Raw genomic sequence first — 25,559 nt, forward strand, 5'->3', positions numbered from 1 at the left:
TATTTTTGACTCTATGTGAGCATGCTGTAGAGTGATTATTTTCACCAAACATTGGCGAATTTCATCATGACCGAACAGTTAGAAAACCTGCTGGGCGAAGCAAATGCCTTCGTTGAAGTATTGGAGCAAGTCTCGCAGTTGGCCAAGCTCAACAAGCCGGTGTTGGTGATCGGCGAGCGCGGTACCGGCAAAGAGCTGATCGCCCACCGCCTGCACTATCTCTCCAACCGCTGGCAGGGGCCGTTTATCTCGCTCAACTGTGCGGCGCTGAACGAGAACCTGCTGGATTCCGAGCTGTTCGGCCATGAAGCCGGCGCCTTTACCGGCGCGCAGAAACGCCATTTGGGGCGCTTTGAGCGCGCCGACGGCGGCACGCTGTTTCTCGACGAACTGGCCACCGCGCCGATGCTGGTGCAGGAGAAGCTGCTGCGGGTGATTGAATACGGCCATCTGGAACGCGTCGGCGGCAGCCAGCCGCTGCAGGTGGACGTGCGGCTGGTGTGCGCCACCAACGACGATTTGCCGGCGCTGGCCGCGGCGGGCAAATTTCGCGCCGATCTGCTGGACCGGCTGGCGTTTGACGTGGTGCAGCTGCCGCCGCTGCGCCAGCGCCAACAAGACATCATGCTGCTGGCCGAACACTTCGCCATTCAGATGTGCCGCGAGCTGTCGCTGCCGCTGTTCCCCGGTTTTACCGAGCGCGCCAGGGATGCCCTGCTCGGCTATCGCTGGCCGGGCAACGTGCGAGAATTGAAAAACGTGGTGGAGCGTTCGGTTTATCGCCACGGCACCAGCGGCCGGCCGCTGGATGAGATCGTCATCAATCCGTTCGCCCCGCGCGAAAGCCGCCCGGAACCGTCCGTGAACGAAGCGCGCGACGGCCTGCCGGCCCTGCCGCTGGATTTGAAAACCTGGCAACAGGAGCAGGAGAAATCGATGATCGAGGCGGCGTTGCAGCAGGGAAGATTTAACCAGCGTAAAGCGGCGGAGCTGCTGGGGCTGACTTACCATCAGCTGCGCGGCATGTTGAAAAAGCATGCGCTGTTGCAAAACGGTGAGACGGGCGAGGAATAAGGGCAAAAAAAAAGCCAGCACCCGAGCTGGCTTAAAAAACACTGGAAGCAATGTGAGCAATGTCGTGCCTTCCACATCAGAGCCGCAAACCCTGGCCTTCCGTGAACTGCCAGATGATGATAATAGTTATCAGTATCACCTGTAAAGCACTTTGTTGAGAATTTTTCTCATTACCACGCGAAGGTTGTGTGATTACCACTCGGGAAACGGATCCGCCATCTCCAGCCAATAGTCTACGCCGGCGGCCATTTCGTCGTCGTCGAGCAGACAGGCGTCCAGCATCCGGGTGATCTCCGCCTGCCGCAGATGCTGGCCGATAAACACCAGTTCCTGGCGCATATCGCCGAACGGCTCTACCCACTTCTCCTGAATATGCGCGCGGGTCTCTTCATCCTGCGGCCAGCTGTCCTGCGGGATAGCGCGCCAGAAGGTTCCCGCCAACCCGTAGTGAGCGATGCCGCCGGCCTGGCTCCACTGTCCGGCCTGCCGCGGCCGCGTCGCCAGCCAGAAGAACCCCTTCGAGCGCAGCAGTTTGCCGCAGCCCCAATCGCCGTTGATCGCCCGGTAGAACTTGTCCGGCGCAAACGGCCGCCGCGCCTGATAGACAAAACTGCTGATGCCGTAGTTTTCCGTCTCCGGCACATGTTCGCCGCGCAGCTCTTTCAGCCAGCCGGGCGCCTGCTGCGCCTTTTCAAAGCTGAAACTGCCGGTATTCAGCACCGCCTCCAGCGGCAGCTTGCCGGGTGAGATCGGCAAAATGCGGGCGTCCGGGTTCAGGCTGGAGAGCAGCGCCATCACTTCACCCTGCTGGCGCGCGCTCAAGAGATCGGTTTTGCTGACCAGTATCACGTCGCAAAACTCAATCTGCTCGATCAGCAGATCCGCTACGCTGCGCAGATCGTCCTCCCCCAGGCTTTGCCCGGCTTCCTGCAACGTCTGCGCCTGCTGGTACTGCTGTACAAAGTTCACCCCGTCGACCACCGTGACCAGGGTGTCCAGCCGGGCGAACTGCGACAGGCTTTCGCCACCTTCATCTTCAAAGGTAAAGGTTTCCGCCACCGGCAGCGGCTCGGAGATGCCGCTGGATTCGATCAGCAGATAGTCAAAGCGCCCGGCCTGCGCCAGTTCGCGCACCGACACCAGCAGATCTTCACGCAGCGTGCAGCAGATGCAGCCGTTGCTCATCTCCACCAGTTTTTCTTCCTGACGATCGAGCCGCACTTCGTTCTCCACCAGTGCGGCGTCGATGTTCACTTCGCTCATGTCATTCACAATCACCGCCACGCGCATGCCCTGGCGATTATTGAGGATATGGTTAAGCACCGTGGTTTTGCCGGCGCCAAGAAAACCGGAAAGCACGGTTACGGGTAATGGACTCATCGGGTTCTCCAGTTAAAATTCATTGCGTAATGCCTGGTAACCGCGCACCAGTTCGACGTTGGTGGCGGCCACCTCTTCGGAGAATTGCAGCGCGCCGCGGTCTACCTGCGCATAGCGCGACAGATCGCTGTCGGCGCCCACGCGTTCGGTCGAGGGGATATATCGATTTTCCGGCAGCGTCACGCCGTCCACCACCGCGTTGTAGCGCACCACGCAGCCGGACTTGATATGGCAGTTGAACAACACGCTGTTGAAACCGATAAATACCCGATCGTCGATGCGGCACGGGCCGTGCACGATGGCGCGGTGGGCTATCGAACTGAAGCAGCCGATGGTGACCGCCGCCCCGCTCTTGGAATGGATCACCACCCCGTCCTGAATATTGGAGTGCGAGCCGATAACGATCGGTTCCATATCGCCGACAGCGTTCAGCTCGTCGGCGCGGATCACCGCATAAGGCCCGACGTAAACAAAGTCTTCGACGATCACCCGGCCGCAGATAATGGCGGTGGGGTCGATATAGGCCAACGGCGAAACCTGCGGCAGATGGCCGCTGGGGTTTTTACGCAGCATCACCGCCCTCCCGCCAGCTCAGTTTCGCCACCGCATCGTGGGCATGCAGGCTTTCCTGGTGCTCGACGCGCAAGGAGAAGGCGCGGTATCCGCACTGGCTGCGCAACATGCGGTAAAGGCGGCGCGCGGCGTCTTCACAAAACATCAGGTTCTGGCCGTTGGCCAGCGCGAAAGCCTGTTCATCACGCCGCTTCACCAGCGTTTGCAGCGGCGTACCCAGCGCATGTTCGATACGGTTGATCAGGCCGACGACGTCGAACTGCGGCTCACCATCGCCCAGCGTCAGCGTCACCCAGGCCCAGCTCCGTTGGCTGTGGGGCGTCGCCGGCATGCCCCGTTCCCCCAGCCAGTCGATCACCGCCTGCTGGCTGATGCTCGCCGGCGCCTGTTCGAAGTCGAACTGAAACTGCTGCTGCGCCAGCTGGCGGCTAAGCGCCGCCGAACTTGGGCAGGTGGAGGAATAGGGTACGCCGACCTGTAACGACAGCGTCAGTTCATCGGCCAGCGCGGCCTCAATACGCAGCGGATACGCTTTCCAGCCGCGCTGCGGCGACAGCATCGCCGGGCGCGACAGCGGCAGTTCGCCGCTCAGGCTCAGGCTGGCGCGATCGCTGCTTTCCGGCTGCGAGGCCAGGAAGGCGCGCAGCGTGCGTTCAATGCGCAGCGGCGTCAATTCGCCCTGCGTCAGTTCATCCAGCGCCAGATACAGGCGCGACATATGAATGCCGCGCTCGCCTTCTGCACTGGGGCGCAAATTGATGCCGGCGTCCACTTTGGCCAGCAGCGGTTTGCCGGCCAATTCCAGCGGCAACGCTATCCCTTGCATCCCGACCCAGTCGAGCCCGACATCACTCATCTCGCCCCGCCATGCCTGAGCATCCGGCAACGGCTGGCGCGGTGGAAGTGCAACTTCGTTCATACATCCCCTTGCGTTTACTGTGACCTTGCGACGGGAACGGTAACATGATTTGGTTATGTTATAACATATCAATTTGTGTTTTTTTGCTTCCACGTTGACGCCCGCTCAATCAAGTAGCAGAAAAATCAGCCATTTTGCTCAATGGATTGGGCAGACCGTCAGAGTGCGATACACTACCGCTATTGCTTATTAACCCATGAAGCCTCTATGCGTGGTTTACCCCTTTGGATATTGTCGCTGTGCCTTACGGGCTCTGCCCTGGCCTCGACACCGCCCGCGCCCGCCGCGGCGCCGCCCTTACCGGACATTCGCCAGAGCGGCTTTGTCTATTGCGTCAGCGGCATACTGAACACCTTTAACCCGCAGATGGCCAGCAGCGGCCTGACGGTCGATACCCTGGCGGCGCAGCTGTATGATCGCCTGCTGGATGTCGACCCCTATACCTATCGGCTGATCCCCGAGCTGGCGCAAAGCTGGGAAGTGCTGGACAACGGCGCGACCTACCGCTTCCACCTGCGCAAGGACGTGGCTTTCCAGACCACCGCCTGGTTCACCCCAAGCCGCAAGATGAACGCCGACGACGTGGTGTTCAGCTTTGCCCGGGTGTTCGATCAGAAGCATCCGTATCACGACGTCAACGGCGGCGAATACCCGTACTTCGACAGCCTGCAGTTCGGCGATTCGGTGCAGAGCGTGAGAAAGCTGGATGCCGACACCGTCGAAATTCGCCTGCAGGCGCCGGACGCCTCTTTCCTGTGGCATCTGGCGACCCACTATGCGCCGGTGCTCTCGGCGGAGTATGCCGATCGGTTGACGCGTGAAGGCCATCAGGAACTCATCGACCGCGAGCCGGTCGGCAGCGGGCCTTTCCTGCTTAACGAATACCGTTCCGGGCAATATATTCGCCTGGCGCGCAACGACGCCTATTGGAAAGGCCGCCCGCGCATGCCGCAGGTGGTGATCGATATGGGCGCCGGCGGCACCGGCCGCTTATCCAAGCTGCTGACCGGCGAATGCGACGTGCTGGCCTACCCGGCCGCCAGCCAGCTTTCCATCCTGCGTGACGACCCGCGCCTGCGCCTGACGCTGCGCCCGGGGATGAACATCGCCTATCTGGCGTTCAATACCCGCAAACCGCCGCTCAACGATCTGAAAGTACGCCAGGCGATTTCGCTGGCGATCAACAACCAGCGCCTGATGCAGTCGATTTACTACGGCACGGCGGAGACCGCCGCCTCTATCCTGCCGCGTGCCTCCTGGGCCTACGATAACGAAGCGCACGTCACCGAGTACGATCCGGCCAAGGCGCGCGAAATGCTGAAACAGGCCGGCGTCGGCCAGTTGAACCTGAGGCTGTGGGTGCCCACCGCCTCGCAGTCGTACAACCCCAGCCCGCTGAAAACCGCCGAGCTGATCCAGGCCGATCTGGGCCAGGTGGGGGTCAACGTCACCATAGTGCCGGTGGAAGGCCGTTTCCAGGAGGCGCGGTTGATGGAAATGAACCACGACCTGACGCTCACCGGCTGGGCCACCGACAGCAACGATCCGGACAGTTTCTTCCGGCCGCTGCTGAGCTGCGCGGCAATTCGTTCGCAAACCAACTATGCTCACTGGTGCGATCCGAACTTTGACGAAGTGCTGCAGGATGCCCTGCTGTCGCAGCAGCTTTCGCAACGCATCGACCACTACCGCAAGGCGCAAAAAATTCTGGCGCAACAGCTGCCGGTATTGCCGCTGGCGTCTTCCTTACGCCTGCAGGCTTATCGCTATGATATCAAAGGGCTGGTGCTGAGCCCGTTCGGCAATGCGTCATTCGCCGGGGTGTACCGTGAATCCGCGGAGGGAGAGAAAAAGTGATTATCTTCACCTTGCGGCGCATGTTGCTGCTGTTGATCACGCTGTTTTTCCTGACGCTGGTCAGCTTCAGCCTCAGCTATTTCACCCCGCGAGCGCCGCTGAACGGCGCCGCGCTGCTGGACGCCTACCAATTTTACTTCGTCAGCCTGCTGCACTGGGACTTCGGCGTTTCCAGCATCAACGGCCAGGCGATCAGCGAGCAGCTGCGCGAAGTGTTCCCCGCCACCATGGAGCTGTGCCTGCTGGCCTTCACCCTGGCGCTGTTTATCGGCATTCCGTTGGGCATCATCGCCGGCGTAATGCGCGGCAAATGGCAGGACACCGCCATCAGCACTTTCGCGCTGCTGGGCTTTTCGATGCCGGTGTTCTGGCTGGCGCTGCTGCTGATGCTGTTCTTCTCGCTGCACCTCGGCTGGCTGCCGGTGTCCGGCCGCTTCGACTTGCTGTACCAAGTGAAACCTATTACCGGCTTCGCCCTGATCGACGCCTGGCTGTCAGACTCGCCGTACCGCGGCGAGATGATAGGCAGCGCGCTGCGCCACATGATACTGCCCATCGCCGCGCTGGCGGTTGCCCCCACCACTGAGGTGGTGCGGCTGATGCGCATCAGCACCGACGACGTGCTGAACCAGAACTACATCAAGGCCGCCGCCACCCGTGGGCTGTCGCGCTTTACCATTATCCGCCGCCACGTGCTGCACAATGCGCTGCCGCCGATCGTGCCCAAGCTGGGGCTGCAGTTTTCCACCATGCTGACGCTGGCGATGATCACCGAAATGGTATTCAGCTGGCCGGGCCTTGGCCGTTGGCTGATCAACGCCATTCGCCAGCAGGACTACGCGGCGATCTCCGCCGGCGTGATGGTGATCGGCACGCTGGTGATCACCATCAACGTGCTGGCCGATATTCTGGGCGCTGCCACCACCCCGCTGAAACATAAGGAATGGTATGCCCTTAGATAACGTATACCGCGAAAAGAAAATGCCGAGCCCGCTGCGCTATACCTGGCGGATTTTTTACGGCGACGCGCTGGCGATGATCGGTTTTTACGGCGTGATAGCCCTGCTGCTGCTGTCGCTGTTCGGCAGCCTGCTGGCGCCTTATGCGCTCGATCAGCAGTTCCTCGGCTATCAGCTGCTGCCGCCGTCCTGGTCACGCTACGGTAACGTCTCTTTCTTTCTGGGCACCGATGACCTCGGCCGCGATATTCTCAGCCGCCTGCTGACCGGCACCGCCGCCACCTTCGGCTCAGCGCTGCTGGTCACGCTGGCCGCCGCCTTCTTCGGGGTGATCCTCGGCGTGTTCGCCGGCGTCACCCACGGGCTGCGCTCGGCGGTGCTCAACCATATTCTCGATACCCTGCTGTCGATCCCGTCGCTGCTGCTGGCGATCATCGTGGTGGCGTTTATCGGCCCGAAGCTGGAACACGCGATGCTGGCGGTGTGGCTGGCGCTGTTGCCGCGCATGGTGCGCACCATCTACAGCGCCGTGCACGACGAACTGGAGAAAGAGTATGTGGTCGCGGTGCGGCTGGACGGCGCCTCTACGCGGCAGATCTTGTGGTATGCGGTGATGCCGAACATCGCCGCGGTGCTGGTGACGGAATTTACCCGCGCGCTGTCGATGGCGATCCTGGACATCGCCGCGCTCGGCTTCCTCGATCTCGGCGCGCAGCTGCCCTCACCGGAGTGGGGTGCGATGCTCGGCGACTCGCTGGAACTGGTGTACGTCGCCCCCTGGACGGTGATGCTGCCCGGCGCGGCGATCCTTGTCAGCGTGCTGCTGGTTAACCTGTTGGGCGACGGTATGCGCCGCGCAATCAATGCCGGGGTGGAATAATGCCGTTACTTGATATCCGTAATCTGACGATTGAATTTATGACCGCCGATGGGCCGGTCAAGGCGGTCGATCGCGTCAGCATGACGCTGAGCGAAGGCGAAGTGCGCGGCCTGGTGGGCGAATCCGGCTCCGGCAAAAGCCTGATCGCCAAGGCCATCTGCGGCGTAACCAAAGACAACTGGCGCGTTACCGCCGACCGTTTCCGCTTCGACGACATCGATCTGCTGCAGCTGACGCCGCGCGAACGGCGCAAGCTGGTCGGCCACAACGTGTCGATGATTTTCCAGGAGCCGCAGTCGTGCCTCGATCCTTCCGAAAGCATTGGCCGCCAGCTGGCGCAGGCGATCCCGGGCTGGACCTATAAAGGCCGCTGGTGGCAGCGTTTCAACTGGCGCAAGCGCCGCGCCATCGAGCTGCTGCACCGCGTCGGCATCAAGGATCACGACGACATCATGGGCAGCTTCCCCTACGAGCTGACCGAGGGGGAATGCCAGAAGGTGATGATCGCCATCGCGCTGGCCAATCAGCCGCGCCTGCTGATCGCCGACGAACCGACCAACGCCATGGAACCCACCACGCAAGCGCAGATTTTCCGCCTGCTGGCGCGGCTCAACCAGAACAACAGCACCACCATTTTGCTGATCAGCCACGATTTGCAAATGATGAGCAAATGGGCCGACCGGGTGAACGTGCTGTACTGCGGCCAGACGGTGGAAAGCGCCCAGTGCGAAGATCTGCTGGCGGCGCCGCACCACCCTTATACTCAGGCGCTGATCCGCGCCATGCCGGATTTTGGCCGCTCCCTGCCGCACAAAAGCCGGCTGAATACCCTGCCGGGCGCCATCCCTTCGCTGGAGCACCTGCCGATCGGCTGCCGCCTGGGGCCGCGCTGCCCTTATGCGCAGAAGAAATGCATCGAAACGCCGCGCCTGCGTCCGGTGAAAAACCATTTCTTCGCCTGCCACTTCCCGCTGAACATGGAGGAGCAATAACATGGAAACGCTGTTGGAAGTGCGCAACCTGAGCAAAACCTACCGTTACCGCACCGGGCTGTTCCGCCGCCAGCACGTCGAGGCGGTGAAGTCGGTCAGCTTTACCCTGCGCGAAGGGCAGACGCTGGCGATTATCGGTGAAAACGGCTCCGGCAAATCCACGCTGGCCAAGATGCTGTCCGGCATGGTTGAACCTTCGGCCGGCGAACTGCTCATCGACGACCATCCGTTGGAGTACGGCGATTATCGCTACCGCAGCCAGCGCATTCGGATGATTTTCCAGGATCCGAGCACCTCGCTCAATCCGCGGCAGCGCATCGGCCAACTGCTGGACGCCCCGCTGCGCCTGAATACCGATCTGGAGCCGGCGGAGCGCGAGCAGCGCATTAACCAAACGCTGCGCCAGGTCGGCATGCTGCCGGACCACGCCAATTATTACCCGCATATGCTGGCCTCCGGCCAGAAACAGCGCGTGGCGCTGGCGCGGGCGTTGATCCTGCAACCCAAGGTGATTGTCGCCGACGAAGCGCTGGCCTCGCTGGACATGTCGATGCGCTCGCAGATCATCAACCTGATGTTGGAACTGCAGGAAAAACATGGAATTGCCTATATCTACGTCACTCAGCACCTCGGCATGATGAAGCATATCAGCGATCAGGTGATGGTGATGCACGAAGGGGAAATCGTTGAACGCGGCAGCACGGCGGAGGTGCTGTCGGCGCCGCTGCATGAGCTGACCAAGCGACTGATCGCCAGCCACTTTGGCGAAGCGTTGACCGCCGACGCCTGGCGACGCGACGGCGGAAGGTTCTGAGTTCCGCGCTTCCTCGCTCTACGCATGAAACCCGCCACGGCGGGTTTTTTATCGCGGCGCGTTAGCTAAAAAACGCAGATACAAATTACATTTTTGCTATATATCATTATATTTTATTCCTTTTGGTTATTGATTAGCACGTAACATTATTTTATCTCGCCAATACGATCGGTGAGGATATCCACTACGTTGAGCTTGTTAAACGACAGGATATCGCACTGATGAACAGCCCCCGCAATCGCCAATTCGCGCAATTTTTGCTCGCCTTAGCCGCCGGTTTCTCTGTTTATGGCCATGCCCTGTGCTGCGATACGCACCCTTGACCCTGTCATCTTGCCGGCCCGTCCGCGCCTTTCTTCCGGTCGCCGCTGCTACTGCCGCGGCGGCTGTTGCCCATGATTAAGGATTGACCCTATGGAACTACTTCGTCGACAACATAACGCCCAGTGGTATCACGAAACGCAAAGCAGCGTGCGCGGCGACGCGCCGCTGGAGCCACAGGCGGCCACCATCCGCGACCGTTTTCTGTTGGGGCTGGGCGCCTTTGCCGACGAAGCGCTGAACACTGCGCTGACCGCCCGCGCCGGGGTTTTCAGCGCCTCGCTCGCCGGTTATCACGCGCTGTTCCCGGATCAGGTCGCTTTGTCGCGGTTCGTTACGCTGTCACCTTATGATCGCCTCAGCACCGCACTGACCGTCGCGCAGGTGACCGGCGTGCAGTCTCTTTGTAGCCACTATGCCGCCCGCCTCGCCCCGCTGCATAGCCCTGACGCCTCCAGAGAAAGCAATATCCGCCTCGCCCAAATCACCCAATACGCTCGCCAGCTTGCCAGCCAGCCCACGCTGATCTGCACGCGGGCGCTGCAACAGCTCAGCGACGTCGGCCTGAGCCCGGCGGACATCGTCACCTTCTCGCAGATTATCGGTTTTGTCAGCTATCAGGCGCGGGTGGTGGCCGGCGTAGCCGCTCTGGCTGGGCGGCCGACCGGCGTCGTGCCCGGCTTCCCGAATATCGAAGACGCTGAAGGCGTCGCTTTTACCGATCAAGAGCTGGCGTGGCTGTCACGGCTGCCGGAGATTAACCAGGATGACGCCAGCGCCGAACAGCTTGACGTGCTGGATCAGAGCCACCCGCAGGCCCGGGTGGAACCCTACTACCTGCTGCTGGCGCATGATGCGGCTGCGCTGCGCGAGCGCAATGGCGTATTCAACAGCATTAACGCCGACGGCTATGGGCTTTCCGCCCGGTTGAAAGCGCTGGCGACGCTGGCGGTTTCACGCATCAACGGCAGCCGTTACTGCGCCGCCACGGTAGCGCAGGACATTCAGAATGCGGGGTTGACGAACGCGCTGTTCACCAGCGTTGCGCAAGGGGTGGAAAAAGCGGATAACCCGGTCAGCCAGGCGGTGATCCGCGTGGCCGCCGACCTGACGCGCGCACCGGAGAAATTCACCCCGCAGAGCGTGCGGCCGCTGTTTAACAGCGGGCTGAATCAGGCGCAGGCGCTGGATGTGATCTTGACCGGCGCGCTTTATGCCTGGGAAAACCGGCTGCGGCAAACGCTGGGCGACGCCCCTTTGGCGGCCGAAGCCGGCTGAGCGTCATTCAAATCTGTCAATGAGTTAGCTTTCTGCCCGGCGGCTAACTCATTGCCCGCGCCGGCGATGGAATTACTCGCTACAAAGACGACTATCGCCAGTGGAAAGATTCTTTTTATCGGTAGTGGGCAGCGTTAACTTTCATTTTGACGCCCTTTCCTACCACTCCCCGGCAAAAAAAATTGTGCTCAACAAACAAGGCAATAGGTGCGGGGCCTTGCCGCGCATTTCTGTAACCGCTCTCATCGCACAAGCGCTAAAACAACGTTTTAACCAGGCTAATTAATCGCAGCATTCATTAGCGCGGCTTAATTTCCCCCTATTGGCTGTCAGACCTTTTAGTTCCTATGATTAAGCCGATGGGGATACTGCCAATTGATTATTCCAACCATCACAGTCGGCAATAATTTATCCCCACCACCTTGGTTACTCGGTTTTAATTTTAATCACAGCAAAATATATGTGAGGTAGACTTATGTCCGAACAAGAACTCAGGTCCAGCAACAGTATTGTTAACGTGATCGTGGTTATCGATACCGATGCTCTGGTGGAGGCCTATAACGGCAAAAACCCCAGTCAGGATCCCAATAGCCCTACCGGCATCAATCACAGTTACGCCTATATGGTGGTAACCTCGCAGCAGGTCATCGGCGGCTCCGGCACCGCCGATCTGAACTTTAAGGCCAACGTCGGCGACGTTATCCGCTGGACCGGTACCTCCGAATCCAACAACTTCGACGCCAGCGTATTGATTTACGGCCTGCCCCAGTTCGGCGGCGGCACCCAGGTATTTTCCAATCCGACGTTCAAGATGTATACGCGCAGCTCAATGTTGCCGGCGCAAAATACCATTTTCCCGGTAACCTACAGCAACCAGACCTATTGGTTTATTCAGGCCGACATCTCCAACACCGGCACGGAGAATTATTGCATTCAGTTTGGCCTTTATTATCGGCCGACCGGAGGCGATCAACAGCTGCTGGGTTATTTTTATTGGGACCCGGCCATTACTATCAGCAATTGATTATTATTCCCGGCAGGGATTACACGACAGCAATAATGCCAATGGCCCCTCAGGGGGCCATTTTCAATAAACGCCTTAATCATTAGCGTTATTTTGCTGGCGCAGCCATTCGCTGGCGGCGTCAAAAAACTTTTGCGCCAGGGGCGTGGCGCGTTCCGGCACGTCGACCACCACCGCCGCGTGACGCGACATGGCGGCGATAGCGATGGGCCGACGCTGCAGCGCCGGCGTCATTTCCGGCAACAGGTTGCCGCGCGGGAACAACCCGCAGCCGAGGCCGACGAAAATCCCCTCAAGCAGTTGGAAAATCGAGGTGGTCTCCAGCCGCGGGTGCAGCGTCAGCCCGGCTTCGCGGAAGTATTGATCGAGGTAGCGGCGGAAATAACGCGTAGGCTCCGCCAGGCATAGCGGCAGCGCGGCGACCGCCTCCAGCGGCAGCGGCGCGTCGCCGACCAGCTTGGGGAAGTGCTGCGGGTGGAACACCAGCTCCACGCCGGTTTCCGTCAGCGGTTGCGACTGGAAATGCAGCTCTTTCAGCGTTGTCAGCTCGAAGAAACCGATGCCGATATCCACGGTGTGCGCCGTCAGCGCTTCCAGCAGCTGATCGGCGCTCAGCACCGCCACCCGATAGTCCAGATGCGGATAACGCTCGCTGACCGCCTTGAGCATTTCCGCCAGCGAAATACTGCACTGCGGCACCACGCCGAGGCGCAGCGTGCCGTTAAGACCGTGCTTCAGCGACTCCACTTCCAGTTTCAGCCCCTGATAGACCGACACGATTTCGCGCGCCCAGGCCAGCACCCGTTCGCCCTCGGCGGTAAAACCGCCGAAATTGTTGCCGCGGTTAATCAGCGACACGCCCAATTCTTTCTCGAGGTTTTTCAATCGCATCGATAACGTCGGCTGGCTGACGAAGCTGGCCTCGGCCGCGCGGCCAAAATGGCGTTCACGCTCAAGATTACACAGGTAGATCAGTTGTTTAATATCCATAACGCGGCTCATCAATGGGCATACGCGCTAATTATACCACCGCGTAACGGCCTGTGCCCGGCCCCCTCAGACTTTCAGCTTCAGGTAGTCCAGCAGGCGCGAAAACATGCCGCCCTGATCCACCGGCTGCAGCACCACCAGCGGTAAAGTCTTCAGCAGCTGCCCGTTGTCGCTGACGCGGATCTCGCCCACCGTCTGGCCCTGCTTCAGCGGCGCTTCCAGCCGTTCGACGTTCAGCAGGTACTGCGCCTTCAGCTTGCCCGCCTCGGTTTTCGGCAGGCTCAGGAACTGATCCTGCGCGCTGCCCACCTGCACCTGATGACGTTCGCCATACCACACCGGCTCTTGTCCCAGGCTCTGCCCGGCGTTAAACAGGTGCACGGTGGCGAAATCGCGCAGCCCCCAGCTCAGCAGCTTGCGCGCCTGTTCCTCGCGGCCTTTGGGGCTTTTTCCGCCCATCACCACCGCAATCAGGCGCCGCTCGCCCTCGGTGGCGGAGGCGATGATGTTAAACCCGGCCGAAGCGGTGTGCCCGGTCTTCAGGCCGTCGACGTGCAGGGTTTTATCCCACAGCAGGCCGTTGCGGTTCTGTTGGGTGATGCCGTTCCAGGTCAGCGATTTTTCGCTGTACATATGGTATTCCGCCGGCTCGCTCATGATGATGGCGCGGGATATCAGCGCCAGATCGCCGGCGGTGGTGAACTGCCCCGGCGCATCAAGGCCGTGTACGGTTTCAAAATGGGTATTTTTCAGGCCCAGCTGCGCGCTTTTTTCATTCATCAGTTTGACGAAGTTAGCCTGATTGCCCGCCACGTAATCCGCCATCGCCACGCAGGCGTCGTTGCCGGAGTCGATGATGATGCCGCGGCTGAGGTCGCGTACCGTGACCCTGTCACCAGGTTTCAGGAACATCAACGAAGACCCCTTGAACACCGGATTGCCCTGCGCCCAGGCGTCGTTCCCTACCGTCACTACGTCGTCCAGGCCAATTTTATGTTGATCGAGCGCATGGTCGATCACCAACCCGGTCATCAGCTTGGTCAGGCTGGCGGGGTTGCGCCTCTCATCCGGGTTGCCGGCGGCCAGCAGCTGCCCGGTGGCGTAATCCATCAATACATAGGAGGCGGCGTCTATCGCCGGGGGCGTACTCGAGGGAAAGTTGAACGGCGCATCCGCCGCCTGCGCCGCCAGCGGCAGCAACGCTGCGCCGATCGCGGCCAATACCGAACGTTTCAAAGGGGTGTTCCTCAGGCCCTGCGGGCGAAATAAAATGCCAATATAATCCGTGGCATAGCCTGCATGAATTCGGCAGTCAGCGGAATCATTACTCTTTTGCAGCGGATGTCATTATGCAACCATTTGTTTGCGGAACCCCGCCGCGCGATAGATACGCTCTATCCCGCCATAATCCCATTCTATTAGACGCCGCCCCCCGCAGGCTCCTAGACTTGCGACATAAACACCCATAACGCTTAAAAAATCGTTTACTTTTTAGCTACAACCACCGGCAACCAAAATCAACATGAAATTCAAACCCGCAATCAAGCCTTATACCGGCCCGGCGGGCGGCTGGGGCTCCCTCGAAGCTACCACCCGCTTTGTGCTCGACAGCAGGCAAACGCTGAAAAACCTGCGCAATTTGATGCGCGTCAACAAGGCGCGAGGCTTCGACTGCCCAGGGTGCGCCTGGGGTGACGATAACCACAGCACTTTCAGCTTCTGTGAAAACGGCGCCAAAGCGGTCAGCTGGGAGGCCACGCGCAATGCGGTCGAACCCGAATTCTTCGCCGCACACAGCGTCAGCACCCTGCAGCAGCAGAGCGATTATTTCCTGGAATATCAGGGCCGCCTCACTCATCCCATGCGTTACAATGCCGAAACCGACCATTACGAGCCGATCAACTGGCCGGACGCGCTGGCGCTGATCGCCAAACATATCAAGGCGATGGATACCCCGAACCAGATTGAGCTGTACACCTCCGGCCGCGCCAGCAACGAAGCTTCCTATCTTTATCAGCTGTTCGGCCGCATGCTCGGCACCAGCAACTTCCCCGACTGTTCCAATATGTGCCACGAGGCCAGCGGCGTCGGGCTGAAGCAAAGCATCGGCGTCGGCAAAGGCACCATTCGTATGGATGACTTCGAGAAAGCTGACGCCATCTTCGTCTTCGGCCAAAACCCCGGCACCAACCACCCGCGGATGCTGCACAGCCTGAAAAACGCCGCCAAGCGCGGTGCGCGCATCGTCAGCTTCAACACCCTGCGCGAACGCGGGCTGGAACGCTTCGCCGATCCGCAGGATCCGCTGCAGATGCTGACGCCGAAATCCTCACCGATCAGCTCGTCGTACTTCCAGCCAAATCTCGGCGGCGATATGGCGGCGGTGCGCGGCATCGTTAAGGCGCTGCAGGAAACCCACCGCCAGCGCCTGGCGGCCGGTGAAGCGGGCCTGTTTGACCTGGCGTTTATCGAGCAACACAGCGTCGGGGTGGATGCCTATCTGGCGCGCGTCGACGCCACTTCGTGGGCGCAGATCGCCGAACAGTCGGGCTTAACCGAGGAGCAGCTGCGACAGGCGGCGGCCATTTACCAGGGGGCGGAACGCGTGATCTGCACCTGGGCGATGGGCGTAACCCAGCATAAGCACTCGGTGGCGACGGTGCGTGAAATCACCAACCTGCAGCTGTTGTTCGGCCAATTGGGCAAACCGGGCGCCGGTCTGTGCCCGGTGCGCGGCCATAGCAACGTACAGGGCAACCGCACCATGGGCATCGACGAGAAATCCCCCGGGGCGCTGCTCGACAGCCTGGAGCGCCATTTTGGCTTCACCGCCAACCGTGCACACGGGCATAACACGGTGGAAGCGCTGGAGGCGATGCTGCGCGGCGAGGTCAGGGTGCTGATCGCGCTGGGCGGCAATTTAGCCGCCGCCGCGCCGGATACCGAACGCACCGCCCGCGCCCTGCGCTGCTGCGAGCTGACGGTGCACATCAGCACCAAGCTCAACCGCAGCCATCTGGTGACCGGCAAGGACGCGCTGATCCTGCCGACGCTGGGGCGCACCGAACAGGATCTGCAGGCCAGCGGCCCGCAGTACATCACGGTGGAAGATTCTTTCAGCATGGTGCACGCCTCGGAGGGCGTCGGCAAACCCTTGGCCGACACTCAGCGCTCTGAAACGGCGATCGTCTGCGGCATCGCCGATGCGGTGCTGGGCAATCAACCGCTCGACTGGCTGGCGCTGGCGGATGACTATTCGCTGATCCGCGACCATATCGCCGCCACCGTCGCCGGCTTTGCCGACTTTAACCGCCGCTGTGACCAGCCGGGCGGGTTCTACCTGGGCAACGCCGCCGCCGAACTGCGTTTCGCCACCCCAAGCGGCAAGGCGGAATTCAGCGCGGCGGAACTGCCGGCCACCCTGTTCCCGCAGTTGAACGGCCAAAAGGCGCCCTTCACGCTGCAAACCCTGCGCTCGCACGATCAGTACAACACCACCATTTACGGACTGGACGACCGCTATCGCGGCGTATACGGCCAACGCGAGGTGCTGTTCATTCACCCGGAAGATCTGGCGGCATTGGGCATGCAGGACGGGGAACGGGTGGAAATTGAAACCCTGTGGAATGACGGCGTGGTGCGCAAGGTGAGCGGCTTTAAGCTGGTGAGCTACGATATCCCGCGCGGCAATCTGGCGGCCTACTATCCGGAAACCAATCCGCTGGTGCCGCTGGCCAGCTTTGGCGACGGCACCGGTACCCCGACCTCCAAATCGATCCCGGTGGTGGTTCGCCGCTGTGCGGAGCGCCCTTCGCTGCGCATCGCCTGACGGGGTGCGCCCGGTTCAGGCCGGGCGCGCCAATATTTCCAGCGCGGTTTGCAATTCGGCCGACAGCTGATGGCGCCGCCAGACGAAATACAAATCGCTTACCCCTTCCTCCCCCATTTCCACCACCTTGAGCGCAGGCGCCGGCAGGATCAGCGGCAGCAGCGAGCCGGGAATGCAGGCCACCCCGCAACCGGCCTGCACGCAGGCCGCCATCGCTGCATAAGACTCCATTTCGAGCGTCATGCGTGGCTTCAGGCGGCGCGCAGCCAGCCAGTGGTCAATCTTCAAGCGGAACGAGCATTCGCGGCTGAAGGTATAAAATTCCAGCCCTGCCAGCGCGGCGGCATCGAGCTGCGCGATATGCGCCGGCAGCAGCAACACCAGCCGTTCATCAAACGCCTTGCTGCTGGCCAGCAGCGGGTGTTCGATCGGCCCATCGCTGATCGCCAAATCCAGTTCGCTGTCGATCAGCATGCGTTCCAGCACCAGCGAGTCGCGGCTCAGCACGTTGATTTGCAACTGCGGCTGCAGACGGCGCAGCTGAGCGATGCGCGCCGGCAGGTGGCTGACCAGCGAAAAATCGAGCGCGCCCAGATTGAGCAGCCCCTGGTGTTGCTCGCCGGCGAACAGCTGGCGGCTGCGATCGGCCTGCTCGACGATGTCGCGCGCCTGCTGATAGAACAGCCGCCCTTTGGGGTTTACGTACAATCGGTTTTTGTCGCGGAAAAACAGCTCGCCGCCCAGCGACGCCTCAAGCTCGCGAATGCGCAAAGTAACATTGGAAGGCACGCAGTGCAGCTCCCGCGCGGCGGCGGCAATGGTCTTATACTCGACTAAAGCGCAAAAAAACCTAAGCTGGCTTAGCTTCATTAAATATTCACTTTTTGTTAGCGTTTTACTTAAAAACAATCACTTTAGATTAGCATTAATTTGGCCTACAGTCTTACCGGCAACCTGAGGAGGAACCCCGATGCCATTGAATGACCTATTGACGCTGCCGGGCGTCACCGCCCAACCGGAGGCGGTAACCGACGGCTACGTATTCAACCACACCATGATCCGTGTGAAAGATCTGAGCAAAGCGCTGGATTTCTATACCCGCGTGCTGGGCTTCACCCCGGTCTACCTGGAAGAGTTCAAAGAAGCCGCCTTCACCATCTGCTACCTGACCCGCAGCCCGCGCGAGCAAATCCCGCAGGATGACGATGAGCGCAAACGCTGGGCGTTGAGCCAGCCAGGCATTCTGGAATTGACCTATAACCACGGCACCGAGCAACAGGCCGATTTCAGCTATCACAACGGCAACGGCGAGCCGCGCGGGTTCGGCCACCTGTGTGTAACGGTACCGGACGTGCGCGCCGCCTGCGAGCGCTTTGAACGTCTTGGCGTGAGCTTCCAAAAACACCTGCATGAAGGCCGCATGAACTACGTGGCGTTTATCCGCGACCCGGACGATTACTGGATTGAGATCCTACAGCCGACCCCGCTGCAGGACTGATTTACCCGCCTCTCACCCCGGTCATCCGCACCGGGGTTTTATTTATCGTCTTTCGATTGGCCAAACATGCGCAAAATCGCGCGCCAGCGCAGGAAAACCGTGACGTTAGGCTTGCCCGCAGCGGGTGATTCGCGTAAAACTGTCTGCCGCAAATCTTGCCACTCACAACCCATTCACTGGACGATATGTTTCAAGATAACCCGCTGCTGGCGCAGCTTAAACAGCAACTTCACTCTCAGACCCCTCGCGTTGAAGGCGTAGTAAAAGGGACTGAGAAAGGCTTTGGCTTTCTTGAGGTCGACGGTCAAAAGAGTTATTTCATCCCACCGCCGTACATGAAAAAAGTCATGCACGGGGACCGCGTGGTCGCCACTCTGCATACCGAGAAAGAACGCGAAATCGCCGAACCGGAAACCCTGGTCGAGCCATTCCTGTCGCGCTTTGTCGGCCGCGTGCAAAAGCGTGATGACCGCCTGTCCATCGTGCCCGATCATCCGTTGCTGAAAGATGCGATTCAGTGCCGCCCGGTGCGTGAGCTGACCCACAACTTCCAGGCCGGCGACTGGGCAGTGGCCGAAATGCGCCGCCACCCGCTGAAAGGCGATCGCGGTTTCAATGCCGATCTGACCCACTTCATCACCGACGCCGAAGACAACTTCGCGCCATGGTGGGTGACGCTGGCCCGCCATAATCTGGAAAAAGAAGCGCCAGAGATGGCCGCCCTGAGCGAAAACGAAGCTACGCTGGCGCGTGAAGACCTGACCGCGCTGGACTTTGTCACCATCGACAGCGCCAGCACCGAAGACATGGACGATGCGCTGTTCGTGGTGGACAACGGCGACGGCTCCCTGCAGTTGACCATCGCCATCGCCGATCCGACCGCCTACGTCGAGCAAGGCGGCCAACTGGACGACATCGCCCGCGTGCGCGCCTTCACCAACTATTTGCCGGGCTTCAACATCCCGATGCTGCCGCGCGATCTGTCCGACAACCTGTGCTCGCTGCGCCCGAATGAGCGCCGCCAGGTGCTGGCCTGCCGCGTAACCATCGGCGCCGACGGCGCGCTGGGCGACGACATTCAGTTCTTCGCCGCCGAGATCGAATCAAAAGCCAAGCTGGTTTATGACGAAGTCTCCAACTGGCTGGAAGGCATCACCGGCTGGCAGCCGCCGAGCGAATCGATCGCTCGGCAGATTACCCTGCTGAAGCGCGTATGCGATGCGCGCAACGCCTGGCGTCATCAGCATGCGCTGGTGTTCAAGGATCGCCCTGACTACCGCTTCGTGTTGGGTGAAAAAGGCGACGTGCTGGACATCATTACCGAGCAGCGCCGCAGCGCCAACCGCATCGTTGAAGAGTGCATGATCGCCGCCAACGTCTGCGCCGCCATCGTGCTGCGCGATCGTCTGGGCTTCGGCGTGTACAACGTGCACACCGGTTTCGATCCGGCGCTGGTCGAGCAGGCGGTCACCGTGCTGCAGGCCAACGGCGTGGAAGCCGATGCCGAGAAGCTGTTGACCCTCGACGGCTTCTGCGAGCTGCGCCGCCATCTGGATTCGCAGCCGACCCAGTTCCTCGACAGCCGCATCCGCCGCTTCCAGACCTTTGCGGAAATCAGCACCACGCCGGGGCCGCATTTCGGTCTGGGCCTGGAGGCGTACGCCACCTGGACTTCGCCGATCCGCAAATACGGCGATATGGTCAACCACCGCCTGTTGAAGGCCATCATCGGCCAACAGCCGGCAGAAAAACCACAGGACGAAGTTACGGTGCAGCTGGCGGAACGCCGCCGCCTGAACCGCATGGCGGAACGCGACGTCGGCGATTGGCTGTATGCCCGTTATCTGCAGGACAAAGCCGGCACCGACCAGCGCTTTAACGCGGAAATCATCGACGTGACCCGCGGCGGCCTGCGCGTGCGCCTGCTGGACAACGGCGCCGTCGCCTTTATCCCGGCGCCGTTCATCCACGCGGTGCGCGACGAAATGCAGTGCAGCCAGGAAACCGGCACGGTAATGATCAAAGGTGAAGTGGCCTATCGTCAAAGCGATTCTCTGCAGGTCACCATCGCCGAAGTGCGCATGGAAACCCGCAGCGTGATTGCCCGCCCGGCGGTCTGACGCCAGCGAGCTTCCCCGCAGTCACCTCCAACACCGGCGATGAAAATCGCCGGTGTTTTTTTGCTCCCTCCCGTTAGCGCAGCTTACCGCCGCCGGTTTCCCGCAGCAGCGGCAACGCCAGCAATGAGACAACCGTAGCCAGCATCAAATAACCGGCGGGCGCCAGCAGCGAGCCGCTCAGCGCGATCGACTGCGAGGCGATGTACTGGGCGAACCCGCCGAAGATCGCCACGCCCAGGCTATACACCAGCGCAAATCCCAACGCGCGGATGCGCTGAGGGAACAGCTCGGAAATCATCAGCAGGGTCGGTACCGAACCCAGCGTGGTCAGGCCGACCATCAGCACGACCGCGCTCAGCAACACCGCCGGGTGCGGCACGGTGCTCAACAGCCAGAAAACCGGCAGCGCCAGCAGCAGAATGGCGATGCGTGCCCATAAGATCAGCGGCAACCGGCCGTAGCGATCGCACCAGTGGCCCACCAGCAGACTGCCGCCAAAGGTGACCACGCCCGCCAGCAGCATCGCGGCATAGCCGTACGACTGCGCCATGCCGAGATATTTCACCGCATAGGTACCGAGATAATACATCGAGATGTAGGTTGCGACGGTGGCGCCTATGGTCAACATCACGCCGAGCACGATGGCCCGTGCATGCCGGCGCAAATGCGGCGCTGGCTCTGGCCGTTGGTTCACCGCCGGCGGCCGATCGTTCTCCAGGCTGAGGCGCAGCCAGCAGCCTATCGGCGCCAGGGCCACGCCGATAAAGAACGGAATGCGCCAGCCCCAGTCGGCCATGGCTTCGGGATCGCCCGAGATGACGGGCAGCGCGGCGCTCAGCCCCAGCGCCGTCAGGCCGCCCACCACGCTGGCAATGCCCTGCGTCGCCAACGTCCAGCTGGAATAAAATCCGCGCCGGTTTGGCGGGGCCGACTCTACCAGCAATGACATCGAGGCGCCCACTTCACCGCCCGCCGCCACGCCCTGAATCAGCCGCGCAGCGACCAGCGTTATCGTCCCCCAATAGCCGGCGCTGGCGTAGGTCGGCGCGAAACCGATCATCGCCGTGCCCAGACTCATTAGCGAAATGGTCAGCACCATCGCCGATTTTCGCCCGCAGCGATCGGCATAGGCGCCGATCAGGATGCCGCCCAGCGGCCGCATAATAAAACTGACGCCAAAGGTGGCGAACGCCAGCAGCAGCGCCAGGTTCGGATCGCTAGAAGGCGGGAAAAACAGCACGCTGATATAAATAACGAAGAAGTTGTAAATGCCGAAATCAAAAAACTCCAGCGCATTGCCGAAGGACGCGGCGAAAATAACTCGCTTACCGCTAACCTTCCGCCCATTTATTATTTCCCGCTCGTTGGAAAGCGTAGTTTCGCTCATTATGTTTCCCTGAAATGATAATCTGGAGTTATTTTAAATAGGCTTCAGCTAAGGCTCCCCAATAATGACTGCCGGCCGCCAGGCACTGGTCGTTAAAATCGTACCCTGGGTTATGCACCATGCAGCTGCCCTCACCGTCTCCGTTGCCGATCAGCAGATAGCAGCCCTGTGGGTTCTCCTCGAGCATAAAGGTGAAATCTTCGCTGCCCATCAGCGGCTTGGCGCCGTAGTGCGCGCGGGCGGCGCCAAACTGCTGTTCCGCCACCCGATGAGCGAAGCGCGTCATCGCTTCATCGTTTATCAGCGCCGGCGCGCCGTTAACGTGCTCCACCCGGGCGCTGGCGCCAAAGCTTGCCGCCAGCGTCTCGATCAGCGCCGGAATGCGCGCCAGCAGCGCGGTGCGCCCCTCAGGCTCCAGCGAACGCACGCTGAGCTTCATTTCCGCGCTGTCCGGTATCACATTGGCCGCTTCGCCGGCCTTGATGCTGCCGACGGTGATCACCGCGGCCGCCAGCGGATCCGTATTGCGCGACACGATGCTCTGCAACGCCACGGTAATGTGCGAGGCCACCAGCACCGGATCGACCGCCAGGTGCGGCATGGCGCCGTGGCCGCCGCGCCCCTGCACGGTGACGACGAGTTGATCCGACGACGCCATGAAGGGGCCGTGCTGGAAGAAGAATTCGCCGGCCGGCAGCCCCGGCATGTTGTGCATGGCGAAGATGGCGTCACAGGGGAAATGCTCGAACAGCCCTTCCTGCACCATGCGCGCCCCGCCTTCCAGCGTCTCTTCCGCCGGTTGGAAAATCAGGTGCAACGTGCCGTTGAAATTACGCGTTTGCGCCAGGTAACGCGCGGCGCCGAGCAGCATGGTGGTATGGCCGTCATGGCCGCAGCCGTGCATGCGGTTAGCCACGCAGCTGCTCCAGGGTTTGCCGTTGTTCTCCGCCATGGGCAGTGCGTCCATGTCGGCGCGCAGACCAAGGCGCTTCGCGCCGTCGCCCACCCGCAGCGTGCCGACCACGCCGGTGCCCGCCAAACCGCGGTGCACCTCATAACCCCAAGAGTTCAAATAATCCGCCACCAGATCGCTGGTGCGAAACTCTTCAAAGCCCAGCTCCGGGTGTTGATGAATATCGTGGCGGATCGCCGTCAGCTGCGATAAATATCCATCGATCACTTTATCTATCATAATTAAATCCCTTTCATGGCGTTATTATTTATTTAATGAATGAATCGTTGAGTTCAAACATTAAAATAGAGATATAGCACGCCAGACGCCGTTTTTTTCATGGCCGCCGGCCGGATGAGTTAATAATCCTCTGGCCGCAGCATCGAACGAAAAAACGAATATTATTCGCTGCGTATAAATTAAAATGGCAGGACGAAAATCTGCCTACGCCAACCACCGCGGCATCCTGCTCCGCCTTGGGTTCATCACATTGTTTTTACAATAAAACCCCACCGGCTTCACATTTCTCATCCGACCTGCTTCTGTTCAGCCGCAAAACTCCTATTTTTAAGACGTTGTCCTTTTTATAAGAACGTCGATTTTTTACTTCTGCACACCTAGGAGTTGTTGATTATGAAAAACGTCAGGTCCGGAATTATCTGGCTGGTGGTGGCGTTAGTCGGCGCATTCGCTTTCGCGATGCTGGCGCTCAGCCGCGGGGAACACGTCAACGCGGTTTGGCTGGTGGTGGCCGCCGTCGCCTGCTACAGCATTGCCTACCGTTTCTACAGCCTGTTTATCGCCAAGAAAGTGTTTGAGCTGGACGACCGTCGCCTGACGCCGGCCGAACGCCATAATGACGGGCTGGACTACGTGCCCACCAACAAATGGGTGCTGTTTGGCCACCACTTCGCCGCCATCGCCGGCGCCGGGCCGCTGGTCGGGCCGATCCTGGCCGCGCAGATGGGCTTTCTGCCCGGCACCATCTGGATCCTGGTCGGCGTCATGTTGGCCGGCGCGGTGCAAGATTTCCTGATCCTGTTCATTTCCACCCGCCGCGACGGCCGTTCGCTGGGCGAAATGGCCAAGCAAGAGCTGGGCGCCTTTGCCGGGGTCATCACCATGCTCGGCGCGCTGGGCGTGATGATCATCATCCTGTCGGCTCTGGCGCTGGTGGTGGTGAAAGCGCTGGCCGACAGCCCCTGGGGCCTGTTCACCATTGCCGCCACCATCCCCATCGCGCTGTTTATGGGCGTGTATATGCGCTTTATTCGGCCGGGCAAGATCGCCGAGATTTCGATCATCGGCTTCGTGCTGATGCTGCTGGCGATCGTTTATGGCGGCAACGTGGCGCAGGACCCGTACTGGGGGCCAATCTTTACGCTGCACGGCACTACCCTGACCTGGGTGCTGGTGATCTATGGCTTCGTGGCTTCGGTGCTGCCGGTGTGGTTGCTGCTGGCGCCGCGTGACTACCTGTCCACCTTTATGAAAATCGGCGTTATCATCGGGCTGGCGATAGGTATCGTCTTCGCCATGCCGGAGATGAAAATGCCGGCGGTGTCGCGGTTTATCGACGGCAGCGGCCCGGTCTTCGCCGGTGCGCTGTTCCCGTTCCTGTTCATCACCATCGCCTGCGGCTCCATCTCGGGCTTCCACGCGCTGGTCTCCAGCGGCACCACGCCAAAGCTGGTGGAACGTGAAAGCCACATCCGTTTTATCGGCTATGGCGCCATGCTGATGGAGTCGTTCGTCGCCATCATGGCGTTGATCTGCGCCTCGGTGCTGGATCCAGGCGTTTACTTCGCCATGAACTCGCCGGCGGCGCTGATCGGCACCACGGTGGAAAACGCTTCGCAGGTGATTAACAGCTGGGGCTTTATCGTCACGCCGGAAACGCTGGCGCTGATCGCCAAAGAGGTGGGAGAGAACTCGATTCTGTCTCGCGCCGGCGGCGCGCCGACCTTCGCCGTCGGTATGGCGCATATCATCAGCGAGGTGTTCAACAGCCGGGCGATGATGGCGTTCTGGTACCACTTCGCCATTCTGTTCGAAGCGCTGTTCATCCTGACCGCGGTCGACGCAGGCACCCGCGCCTGCCGCTTTATGGTGCAGGATCTGGTTGGCGTGGCGGTACCGCGGCTGGCCAACAACCGTTCCTGGTTCGGTAACCTGGCGGGCACCACGGTAGCGGTGGCCGGCTGGGGCTTCTTCGTCTATCAGGGGGTAGTCGATCCTTTGGGCGGTATCAACACCCTGTGGCCGCTGTTCGGCATCGGCAACCAGATGCTGGCTTCGATGGCGCTGATCCTCGGCACCGTGGTGCTGTTCAAGATGAAAAAGCAGCGCTACGCCTGGGTAACGATAGTGCCGACCGTTTGGCTGTTCATCACCTCGATGACCGCTGGCTGGCAAAAAATCTTCCATGAAAAACCGAGTATCGGCTTCCTGGCGCAGGCGAAGAAATTCTCCGCCGGCATTGAGCAAGGCACGCTGATCGCCCCGGCCAAAACGCTGAAAGATATGGAAACCATCGTGTTCAGCAATCAGATCAACGCCGCGCTTTGCGGGTTCTTTATGCTGGTGGCGGTCACTATGTTGATTTCCGCCTTCTTCGTCATACGCCGTGCGCTGAATTCGAACCAGCCGACGGCGCATGAAACGGCTATCGTGCTGCGAGAGGAAGCGAGCCGCGGCTGAGGAGAAAGCCAG

20 protein-coding genes are annotated in these 25,559 nt (G+C 60.6%); 12 read left to right on the top strand and 8 right to left on the bottom strand.

Translation table 11 applies throughout. The features are described 5' to 3' along the window. Positions 1 to 66: 66 nt before the first annotated feature. The gene (gene pspF / locus KHA73_RS12955) at positions 67 to 1,074 is read left to right on the top strand and encodes a phage shock protein operon transcriptional activator (RefSeq protein ID WP_234584730.1); all 1,008 of its coding nucleotides are present in this window, start codon (positions 67 to 69) and stop codon (positions 1,072 to 1,074) included. Positions 1,075 to 1,266: 192 nt separating this feature from the next. Here pspF and zigA read toward each other — a convergent pair whose 3' ends face one another. From zigA to folE2, 3 genes are read right to left on the bottom strand one after another with little or no spacing between them, the layout of a single operon-like run. Continuing rightward, on the bottom strand, positions 1,267 to 2,454 hold the full coding sequence (gene zigA, locus KHA73_RS12960) for a zinc metallochaperone GTPase ZigA (protein WP_234584731.1): 1,188 nt from the start codon (positions 2,452 to 2,454) through the stop codon (positions 1,267 to 1,269). A 12-nt stretch (positions 2,455 to 2,466) separates the two neighbouring features. Then, the gene (locus KHA73_RS12965; RefSeq protein WP_234584732.1) at positions 2,467 to 3,027 is read right to left on the bottom strand and encodes an LbetaH domain-containing protein; all 561 of its coding nucleotides are present in this window, start codon (positions 3,025 to 3,027) and stop codon (positions 2,467 to 2,469) included. Continuing rightward, a complete protein-coding gene (gene folE2 / locus KHA73_RS12970) occupies positions 3,017 to 3,946 on the bottom strand; it encodes a GTP cyclohydrolase FolE2 (protein WP_234584733.1) in 930 nt (309 codons plus the stop codon). Before folE2 ends, KHA73_RS12965 begins: the two co-directional genes overlap by 11 nt. Before the next feature lie 207 nt (positions 3,947 to 4,153). Here folE2 and sapA point away from each other — a divergent pair, with 207 nt between their 5' ends. The 7 genes from sapA (at position 4,154) to KHA73_RS13005 (ending at position 12,071) form a co-directional block, all read left to right on the top strand. Continuing rightward, on the top strand, positions 4,154 to 5,803 hold the full coding sequence (gene sapA, locus KHA73_RS12975) for an ABC transporter substrate-binding protein SapA (protein WP_234584734.1): 1,650 nt from the start codon (positions 4,154 to 4,156) through the stop codon (positions 5,801 to 5,803). After that, complete coding sequence (gene sapB / locus KHA73_RS12980; protein WP_234584735.1) at positions 5,800 to 6,765, top strand: putrescine export ABC transporter permease SapB; 966 nt, start codon at positions 5,800 to 5,802, stop codon at positions 6,763 to 6,765. Before sapA ends, sapB begins: the two co-directional genes overlap by 4 nt. Next, positions 6,752 to 7,642: a putrescine export ABC transporter permease SapC gene (gene sapC / locus KHA73_RS12985; protein ID WP_234584737.1), complete on the top strand. Its 891-nt coding sequence runs from the start codon at positions 6,752 to 6,754 to the stop codon at positions 7,640 to 7,642. The genes sapB and sapC overlap by 14 nt, the downstream gene beginning before the upstream one ends. Beyond that, positions 7,642 to 8,634 (top strand): putrescine export ABC transporter ATP-binding protein SapD, encoded by a 993-nt coding sequence (gene sapD, locus KHA73_RS12990; RefSeq protein WP_234584738.1) that lies wholly within the window; start codon positions 7,642 to 7,644, stop codon positions 8,632 to 8,634. Before sapC ends, sapD begins: the two co-directional genes overlap by 1 nt. A 1-nt stretch (position 8,635) precedes the next feature. Beyond that, entirely contained in the window at positions 8,636 to 9,448 is an 813-nt protein-coding gene (gene sapF / locus KHA73_RS12995) for a putrescine export ABC transporter ATP-binding protein SapF (protein ID WP_234584739.1), read from the top strand. Positions 9,449 to 9,862: 414 nt separating this feature from the next. Next, positions 9,863 to 11,047, top strand: coding sequence for a CMD domain-containing protein (locus KHA73_RS13000; RefSeq protein WP_234584740.1), 1,185 nt, complete (start codon positions 9,863 to 9,865; stop codon positions 11,045 to 11,047). A gap of 475 nt (positions 11,048 to 11,522) precedes the next feature. Further along, complete coding sequence (locus KHA73_RS13005) at positions 11,523 to 12,071, top strand: inclusion body family protein (RefSeq protein WP_234584741.1); 549 nt, start codon at positions 11,523 to 11,525, stop codon at positions 12,069 to 12,071. A 75-nt stretch (positions 12,072 to 12,146) separates the two neighbouring features. Here the strand turns inward: KHA73_RS13005 and KHA73_RS13010 are convergent, their stop codons facing one another. Together KHA73_RS13010 and dacD are read right to left on the bottom strand one after the other, a co-directional pair. After that, positions 12,147 to 13,061, bottom strand: a complete 915-nt coding sequence (locus KHA73_RS13010; RefSeq protein ID WP_234584742.1) for a LysR family transcriptional regulator — start codon at positions 13,059 to 13,061, stop codon at positions 12,147 to 12,149. A 66-nt stretch (positions 13,062 to 13,127) separates the two neighbouring features. Then, positions 13,128 to 14,297 carry a serine-type D-Ala-D-Ala carboxypeptidase DacD gene (dacD, locus tag KHA73_RS13015; RefSeq protein ID WP_234584743.1) on the bottom strand — a complete coding sequence of 390 codons (1,170 nt, stop codon included), beginning with the start codon at positions 14,295 to 14,297 and terminating at the stop codon, positions 13,128 to 13,130. 286 nt (positions 14,298 to 14,583) lie between these two features. On the opposite strand from dacD, the gene KHA73_RS13020 reads away from it, so the two are divergent. Next, positions 14,584 to 16,890, top strand: a complete 2,307-nt coding sequence (locus KHA73_RS13020) for an FdhF/YdeP family oxidoreductase (RefSeq protein ID WP_234584744.1) — start codon at positions 14,584 to 14,586, stop codon at positions 16,888 to 16,890. A gap of 15 nt (positions 16,891 to 16,905) precedes the next feature. On the opposite strand, the gene KHA73_RS13025 is transcribed toward KHA73_RS13020, so the two are convergent. Further along, complete coding sequence (locus KHA73_RS13025) at positions 16,906 to 17,760, bottom strand: LysR family transcriptional regulator (protein ID WP_234584745.1); 855 nt, start codon at positions 17,758 to 17,760, stop codon at positions 16,906 to 16,908. A gap of 100 nt (positions 17,761 to 17,860) precedes the next feature. Between KHA73_RS13025 and gloA the strand changes: the two genes are divergently transcribed. Then, on the top strand, positions 17,861 to 18,388 hold the full coding sequence (gene gloA / locus KHA73_RS13030; RefSeq protein ID WP_234584746.1) for a lactoylglutathione lyase: 528 nt from the start codon (positions 17,861 to 17,863) through the stop codon (positions 18,386 to 18,388). A 185-nt stretch (positions 18,389 to 18,573) separates the two neighbouring features. Continuing rightward, positions 18,574 to 20,508: an exoribonuclease II gene (locus KHA73_RS13035; protein WP_234584747.1), complete on the top strand. Its 1,935-nt coding sequence runs from the start codon at positions 18,574 to 18,576 to the stop codon at positions 20,506 to 20,508. Between the two features lie 73 nt (positions 20,509 to 20,581). On the opposite strand, the gene KHA73_RS13040 is transcribed toward KHA73_RS13035, so the two are convergent. Next, on the bottom strand, positions 20,582 to 21,895 hold the full coding sequence (locus tag KHA73_RS13040) for an MFS transporter (protein WP_234584748.1): 1,314 nt from the start codon (positions 21,893 to 21,895) through the stop codon (positions 20,582 to 20,584). Positions 21,896 to 21,923: 28 nt separating this feature from the next. Then, on the bottom strand, positions 21,924 to 23,087 hold the full coding sequence (locus KHA73_RS13045) for a M20 aminoacylase family protein (RefSeq protein ID WP_234584749.1): 1,164 nt from the start codon (positions 23,085 to 23,087) through the stop codon (positions 21,924 to 21,926). A gap of 393 nt (positions 23,088 to 23,480) precedes the next feature. On the opposite strand from KHA73_RS13045, the gene KHA73_RS13050 reads away from it, so the two are divergent. Continuing rightward, positions 23,481 to 25,547, top strand: a complete 2,067-nt coding sequence (locus KHA73_RS13050; protein ID WP_234584750.1) for a carbon starvation CstA family protein — start codon at positions 23,481 to 23,483, stop codon at positions 25,545 to 25,547. The last annotated feature ends 12 nt before the right edge of the window (positions 25,548 to 25,559 follow it).

The organism is Serratia entomophila (genome assembly GCF_021462285.1).
GTDB classification, from domain to species: domain Bacteria; phylum Pseudomonadota; class Gammaproteobacteria; order Enterobacterales; family Enterobacteriaceae; genus Serratia; species Serratia entomophila.

Coding starts and splice junctions, on each gene's coding strand:
- zigA (WP_234584731.1), bottom strand. CDS start 2,454: ATGAGTCCATTACCCGTAACCGTGCTTTCCGGTTTTCTTGGCGCCGGC.
- pspF (WP_234584730.1), top strand. CDS start 67: ATGACCGAACAGTTAGAAAACCTGCTGGGCGAAGCAAATGCCTTCGTT.
- KHA73_RS13020 (WP_234584744.1), top strand. CDS start 14,584: ATGAAATTCAAACCCGCAATCAAGCCTTATACCGGCCCGGCGGGCGGC.
- KHA73_RS13025 (WP_234584745.1), bottom strand. CDS start 17,760: ATGAAGCTAAGCCAGCTTAGGTTTTTTTGCGCTTTAGTCGAGTATAAG.
- KHA73_RS13010 (WP_234584742.1), bottom strand. CDS start 13,061: ATGGATATTAAACAACTGATCTACCTGTGTAATCTTGAGCGTGAACGC.
- sapA (WP_234584734.1), top strand. CDS start 4,154: ATGCGTGGTTTACCCCTTTGGATATTGTCGCTGTGCCTTACGGGCTCT.
- KHA73_RS13000 (WP_234584740.1), top strand. CDS start 9,863: ATGGAACTACTTCGTCGACAACATAACGCCCAGTGGTATCACGAAACG.
- KHA73_RS13040 (WP_234584748.1), bottom strand. CDS start 21,895: ATGAGCGAAACTACGCTTTCCAACGAGCGGGAAATAATAAATGGGCGG.
- sapC (WP_234584737.1), top strand. CDS start 6,752: ATGCCCTTAGATAACGTATACCGCGAAAAGAAAATGCCGAGCCCGCTG.
- folE2 (WP_234584733.1), bottom strand. CDS start 3,946: ATGAACGAAGTTGCACTTCCACCGCGCCAGCCGTTGCCGGATGCTCAG.
- sapD (WP_234584738.1), top strand. CDS start 7,642: ATGCCGTTACTTGATATCCGTAATCTGACGATTGAATTTATGACCGCC.
- KHA73_RS13005 (WP_234584741.1), top strand. CDS start 11,523: ATGTCCGAACAAGAACTCAGGTCCAGCAACAGTATTGTTAACGTGATC.
- KHA73_RS13050 (WP_234584750.1), top strand. CDS start 23,481: ATGAAAAACGTCAGGTCCGGAATTATCTGGCTGGTGGTGGCGTTAGTC.
- KHA73_RS13035 (WP_234584747.1), top strand. CDS start 18,574: ATGTTTCAAGATAACCCGCTGCTGGCGCAGCTTAAACAGCAACTTCAC.
- KHA73_RS12965 (WP_234584732.1), bottom strand. CDS start 3,027: ATGCTGCGTAAAAACCCCAGCGGCCATCTGCCGCAGGTTTCGCCGTTG.
- KHA73_RS13045 (WP_234584749.1), bottom strand. CDS start 23,087: ATGATAGATAAAGTGATCGATGGATATTTATCGCAGCTGACGGCGATC.
- gloA (WP_234584746.1), top strand. CDS start 17,861: ATGCCATTGAATGACCTATTGACGCTGCCGGGCGTCACCGCCCAACCG.
- sapF (WP_234584739.1), top strand. CDS start 8,636: ATGGAAACGCTGTTGGAAGTGCGCAACCTGAGCAAAACCTACCGTTAC.